This is a genomic window from Polaromonas sp. (genome assembly GCF_031411155.1).
Taxonomy (GTDB): Bacteria; Pseudomonadota; Gammaproteobacteria; order Burkholderiales; family Burkholderiaceae_C; genus Polaromonas.
Genome location: NZ_JANOAL010000181.1, coordinates 1 through 5,296, shown reverse-complemented (window position 1 = coordinate 5,296; position 5,296 = coordinate 1). Strand labels below are relative to the sequence as shown.

At 65.4% G+C, this 5,296-nt stretch carries 7 protein-coding genes; all 7 read right to left on the bottom strand.

Translation table 11 applies throughout. The features are described 5' to 3' along the window. A partial coding sequence (locus RMO23_RS11590) for an EamA family transporter (RefSeq protein ID WP_309681611.1) occupies window positions 1–626 on the bottom strand: 626 nt, incomplete at its 3' end. A 6-nt stretch (window positions 627–632) separates the two neighbouring features. Next, window positions 633–1,676 carry an L-glyceraldehyde 3-phosphate reductase gene (gene mgrA, locus RMO23_RS11585; protein WP_309681609.1) on the bottom strand — a complete coding sequence of 348 codons (1,044 nt, stop codon included), beginning with the start codon at window positions 1,674–1,676 and terminating at the stop codon, window positions 633–635. Between the two features lie 15 nt (window positions 1,677–1,691). Further along, window positions 1,692–2,720, bottom strand: coding sequence for a lipoyl synthase (gene lipA / locus RMO23_RS11580; protein ID WP_309681607.1), 1,029 nt, complete (start codon window positions 2,718–2,720; stop codon window positions 1,692–1,694). A 25-nt stretch (window positions 2,721–2,745) separates the two neighbouring features. Continuing rightward, window positions 2,746–3,450, bottom strand: a complete 705-nt coding sequence (lipB, locus tag RMO23_RS11575; RefSeq protein ID WP_309681605.1) for a lipoyl(octanoyl) transferase LipB — start codon at window positions 3,448–3,450, stop codon at window positions 2,746–2,748. 2 nt (window positions 3,451–3,452) lie between these two features. Further along, window positions 3,453–3,767, bottom strand: a complete 315-nt coding sequence (locus RMO23_RS11570; RefSeq protein WP_309681603.1) for a DUF493 family protein — start codon at window positions 3,765–3,767, stop codon at window positions 3,453–3,455. Continuing rightward, on the bottom strand, window positions 3,764–4,678 hold the full coding sequence (locus RMO23_RS11565; RefSeq protein WP_309681601.1) for a D-amino acid aminotransferase: 915 nt from the start codon (window positions 4,676–4,678) through the stop codon (window positions 3,764–3,766). Before RMO23_RS11565 ends, RMO23_RS11570 begins: the two co-directional genes overlap by 4 nt. Window positions 4,679–4,737: 59 nt before the next feature. Then, on the bottom strand, window positions 4,738–5,268 hold the full coding sequence (locus tag RMO23_RS11560; RefSeq protein WP_309681599.1) for a DUF2062 domain-containing protein: 531 nt from the start codon (window positions 5,266–5,268) through the stop codon (window positions 4,738–4,740). Window positions 5,269–5,296 lie beyond the last annotated feature (28 nt).

Here is a 5,296-nt window from a genome sequence, read left to right as displayed (position 1 = left end):
GCCACCGGCCGCTCCAGCGCCCAGTGGCACAGCAGCGACAGCAGGCCAGACACCAGGCCAAACAGGCCGATCGCGGCGGTGGGGATTCGTTTGCCGGTCAGCACCGCGCGCTTGGTTTGCAGCGAATAGTTGGCCCAGATCAGCGCCGAGCCCAGCGCCAGCAGGTAACCCAGCGCTGCGCCGCCGCCGGCCGGGCCGGCCGGCGTGGCGGCGGCCGCGTCACGCCCGCCCAGAATCGCCAGCGCCGCACCGGCAAAGCCGACCAGCGCGGCGGCCAGATGCACGCCGCGCAATTTGACGCCCGGCAGGTACAGCGGCGCCAGCACCACCAGCAGCAGCGGCCACAGGTAGTTGACCAGATTCACCTCGACCGCCGGGGCCAGGCGCAGGCCGATGAACAGCAGGAAGTGAAAGCCGAACAGGGTGAACACCCCCAGCCCCAGCGTGCCGGGCGCTACCTGCCACTGGCGCCGGTCTTTCAGCACGGCCGGCAGGGCCAGCACACTGCCGATGACCAGGGCCAGACCGGTGAGCAGAAAGGGCGGCACATGGCGGAGCGACACGCCGAGCGAGGCCAGCGCGGCCCAGAGGGCAATCGCGCCCAGCGCGTAGAAATTGGCGCGCATGGCCGGTCAGGCCAGCCGCTGGTCGGTGGAAGGGCGCTTCCACAAATTGATGCCGCCGTCGACGGCGTGCTGGTCAATCGCGGCCAGCTCCTGCGCCGTGAAGCTCAAATGCCTGAGCGCGCCGGCCAGCTCGACGAGTTGCGCCGGGCGGCTGGCGCCTATCAGGGCCGAGCTGACGCGCGCATCGCGCAGCACCCAGGCGATCGCCATCTGCGCCAGGCTCTGGCCGCGCGCCTGCGCCAGATCATTGAGGGCGCGCACATGGCTCAGGTTGGCCTCGCTCAGGTGTTCGGCCTTCAGCGAGCCGCCGCCGGGGCGGTTGATGCGCGCGTCAGCCGGCATGCCGTTGAGGTATTTGTCGGTCAGCAGGCCCTGCGCCAGCGCGCTGAAGGCAATGCAGCCCATGCCGGTGTCGCCCAGCGCATCAAGCAGGTCTTGCTCGATCCAGCGGTTCAGCAGGCTGTAGGACGGCTGGTGAATCAGCGCCGGCACCTTCATCTCGCGCAGCAGCGCCGCGGCCTCGCGGGTCTTGGCGGCGGAATAGCTGGAGAGGCCGACGTACAGCGCCTTGCCCTGCCGCACCGCGGTGGCCAGCGCGCCCATGGTTTCTTCCAGCGGGGTGTCGGGGTCGAAGCGGTGCGAATAAAAAATATCGACGTAGTCCAGCCCCATGCGTTTCAGGCTCTGGTCCAGGCTGGCCAGCACGTATTTGCGCGAACCCCCGCCCTGGCCATAGGGACCGGGCCACATGTCGTAGCCGGCCTTGCTGGAGATGATCAACTCGTCGCGGTAAGGCCTGAAGTCGCGGCGCAGGTGTTCGCCAAAATTGGTTTCGGCGCTGCCGCCGGGCGGGCCGTAGTTGTTGGCCAGGTCGAAATGGGTGATGCCCAGATCGAAGGCGGCGCGCAGCATGTCGCGCTGCTGCTGCATTGGCGTGGCGTCGCCGAAGTTGTGCCACAGGCCCAGCGACACGGCGGGCAGCGTCAGCCCGCTGCTGCCCACGCGGCGGTAAAGCATGCTGTCGTAACGCGGGGGGGCGGCGGTGTACATGGTCTGGATCCTGATTTAAAGGGTGGCGGCCAGGTTGGCGGCGGCCGCGGTGGCCTCGGCGGCGGCATGGGCCTGCTCATCGGCGTGGTAGCTGCTGCGCACCATGGCGCCGACGGCGGCATGGCTAAAGCCCATTTTGTAGGCTTCTGCCTCGAACATCTTGAAGGTGTCGGGGTGCACATAGCGGCGCACCGGCAGGTGGCTGGTCGACGGCGCGAGGTACTGGCCTATCGTCAGCATGTTGATGTCGTGCGCGCGCATGTCGCGCATCACCTGCAAAATCTCCTCGTCGGTTTCGCCCAGTCCGACCATGATGCCGCTCTTGGTCGGCACGTCGGGGTGCAGCGCCTTGAACTTTTTCAGCAGGTTCAAGCTGAACTGGTAATCACTGCCGGGGCGCGCTTCCTTGTACAGGCGCGCCGTGGTTTCCAGGTTGTGGTTCATCACATCGGGTGGCGCGGCCTTCAGAATTTCGAGCGCGCGGTCATCGCGGCCGCGGAAGTCGGGCACCAGGATTTCAATCGTGGTGGCGGGGGACAGTTCGCGAATCTTCTCGATGCACGCCACAAAATGGCCGCTGCCGCCGTCGCGCAGGTCGTCGCGGTCGACGCTGGTGATCACCACGTACTTGAGTTTGAGCGCGGCAATGGTTTTGGCCAGGTTCAAAGGCTCGTTCACGTCGAGCGGATCGGGCCGGCCATGGCCGACATCGCAGAACGGGCAGCGCCGCGTGCACTTGTCGCCCATGATCATGAAGGTCGCCGTGCCCTTGCCAAAGCATTCGCCAATGTTCGGGCAGCTGGCTTCCTCGCAGACGGTGTTGAGCTTGTTCTCGCGCAGGATCTGCTTGATCTCGTAAAAGCGCGTGCTCGGGCTACCGGCCTTGACGCGAATCCAGTCCGGTTTTTTCAGCAGCGGTGCCTGCTCGACCTTGACCGGAATGCGCGACAGCTTGGCCGCGGCCTTCTGCTTGGCCAGCGGGTTGTAATCTTGCTGGGTCTGGGCTTCGCGGACAACGGGGTGGGTGGCTTCGGGTGTGCTCATGGGGGTGTCTTTTTTGGGGGGCGGGTTACGGTGTCAGGTAGGTGACGAGCTTTTGGCCCAGCACATCCGCCGCCTCCTGCCAGCTTGCCGATACCCCGATTGTAGAAAGGTCTGTGGTTTTCAGCCCGGCGTAGCCGCAAGGGTTGATGCGTTCAAAGGGTTCCAGGTCCATCGCCACATTGAGCGCCACGCCGTGGTAAGTGCAGTGGCGGCTGACCTTGATGCCCAAGGCGGCAATCTTGCCGAGCCCCCGGAACGGCTCCCCGGGGCTGGCCGGGCCGGTCAGTGCGGCATGCGAAAACGGATCATCCAGCCGCACGTAAATGCCGGGCGCACCCGCCACGCGGTGTCCGGTCACGCCAAAATGCGCCAGCGTCTTGATGACGGCCTCCTCGATGCGGTAGACATATTCCTTGACGAAATAGCCGGCGCGCTTCAGATCCACCAGCGGATAGGCCACCACCTGGCCCGGGCCGTGGTAGGTGACCTGGCCACCGCGGTTGGTCTGCACCACCGGGATGTCGCCGGGGTTCAGCACATGCTCGATTTTGCCCGCCAGGCCCTGCGTATAGACCGGCAGGTGCTCACAAATCCATAGCTGATCAGGCACGTCCTGTCTGGGATGGAGCCCGATTTGACCGGAAATAGCGCGGCTGCGGGCCTCGGTGAAAGCCTGCATGGCCTGGTAGGTGGGCAGGTAGTCGACCCGGCCCTTGACCCGCAGCTGCATGCTCAGAGCACCACCTTCACCATCGGGTGCGTGCTCAAGGTGCGGTACAGCTCGTCGAGCTGCTCTCTGGAGGTGGCGGTGACGGTGATGGTGACGCCCAGATACTTGCCGCCCTTGCTTTCGCGCAGCTCTATGGTGCTGGCGTCAAACGCCGGGTCGAACTGGTGGGCGACATGGGTGATGGCGGCGACCAGGCCGTCGACCTTGAGACCCATGACCTTGATCGGGAACTGCGACGGGTACTCGATCAGGGACTCCTGGCGCGCAGTGGCCTCGGGGGTTTTTGGGGGTTCGGGTGTCTCGGGGGTTGGGTTCATGGCGATGGCTCCAGTTTGGCCTGCTGGTAGGCGGCATACAGCTTTTCGTAAATCGGGCCGGGTTGGCCGCGGTGGCTGGCGTGGCCCACCGGCTGGCCGTCCAGCAGGGTGACCGGCAGCACTTCCTTGGTGGCCGATGACAACAGCAGCTCGTCGGCGGCCAGCACCTCGGCGCGGCTGATGCGGCGCAACTCGAAGGCGATGCCGGCGGCGCGGCACATTTCTTCAATCAGGCCGTAGCGTATGCCTTCGAGCACCAGCTGGTCCTTGGGCGGGCCCAGCACGGTGCCGTTTTTGATGACCCAGACATTGCTGGCGGCGGCTTCGCTCAGGTTATCGCCGCGAAACATGATGGTTTCCAGCGCGCCGGCGTCCACGCTGATCTGGCGCGAGAACACCGCGCCCAGCAGGCTGGTGCTCTTGATGTGGGCCTTTTCCCAGCGGAAGTCGTCGGCGCTGACGCAGGCCACGCCCTCGCTGCGCTGCTGCGCGCTGGGCAGCTTCATGGGGTTGACCATGATGAAGACGGTTGGGCTCAAGCCCGGCAGCATGGCGTGGTCGCGCGGGGCCACGCCGCGGCTGACCTGGATGTAGATGATTTGATTGCCATTTTGGATCTCAGCCCCGGTAGAACGTGCGTATGCAGCTATTAATTCAATAGCAATCTGATGCCATTGATCGTGCGTCAGCGGGTTGGGAATGCGCAACTCGGCCAGGCTGCGGCCAAGGCGCGCCATGTGCTGGTCAAAGCGAAACAGCCTGCCGGCATAGGCGGGCAGTACCTCATACACGCCATCGCCAAAGATAAAGCCGCGATCGAGCACGCTGATCTTGGCGTCTTTCAGGGCGGTGAATTCGCCGTTGAGGTAGCACGGCGTGTCGGGCAGGGCGGGTGGGGGTGTTGGGGTCATGGTTCGACAGGTAGTGCACTGGCAGGACGACAAGGACAAGAGGCAGCAGTGGGGATTTTCTACCGGTGGCGGCGTTTAAACCAGATGCGCAGGCGCCAGGCCAGTTTGACGCACAGGTAGCCGGTGGCCGAGCCGACGACCGCAAAGAGGGCCATGCCCAGTATGGCGGGCGCGCCAAAAGACGCCAGCCAGGCCAGCATGTCGGCGCCCTCGGGCATGGGCGCATGCGGCGGTGCATCGAGCAGAAAGCTGCCCAGCTGGTAGGCCAGCCAGAGCCAGAAACCGATGGTGAAGGGATTGGTGATCAGCGTGACGCCGGCGGCCACCGGAATATTGGCGCGCCACCAGACGCTGTGTGCCGCCGCCACCACAATTTGTCCAAACGGAATGGCAAACGCCCAGAAGATGCCAATCGCCACGCCGCGCGCCACGGCCTCGTGCTGCAGGCTCCAGAGATGTGGGTCGAGCAGCCGGTGAGCCACCGGTTTGAGCCAGGGGTTGGCCATCAGCACCTCGCGGGTCGGCACCGAGGCTTTGAGGCGGGCGGTCCAGCGCGAGTGGTCCGGAGCCGGTTTGGGGCGCGCTTTCATGGGGCTAGAACAGGCTGCCTATGCCAGA

Bases quoted from the DNA above. Each gene is read 5' to 3' on its own strand.
- RMO23_RS11560 (WP_309681599.1), bottom strand. From the start codon at position 5,268: ATGAAAGCGCGCCCCAAACCGGCTCCGGACCACTCGCGCTGGACCGCC.
- lipB (WP_309681605.1), bottom strand. From the start codon at position 3,450: ATGCAGCTGCGGGTCAAGGGCCGGGTCGACTACCTGCCCACCTACCAG.
- mgrA (WP_309681609.1), bottom strand. From the start codon at position 1,676: ATGTACACCGCCGCCCCCCCGCGTTACGACAGCATGCTTTACCGCCGC.
- RMO23_RS11570 (WP_309681603.1), bottom strand. From the start codon at position 3,767: ATGAACCCAACCCCCGAGACACCCGAACCCCCAAAAACCCCCGAGGCC.
- lipA (WP_309681607.1), bottom strand. From the start codon at position 2,720: ATGAGCACACCCGAAGCCACCCACCCCGTTGTCCGCGAAGCCCAGACC.
- RMO23_RS11565 (WP_309681601.1), bottom strand. From the start codon at position 4,678: ATGACCCCAACACCCCCACCCGCCCTGCCCGACACGCCGTGCTACCTC.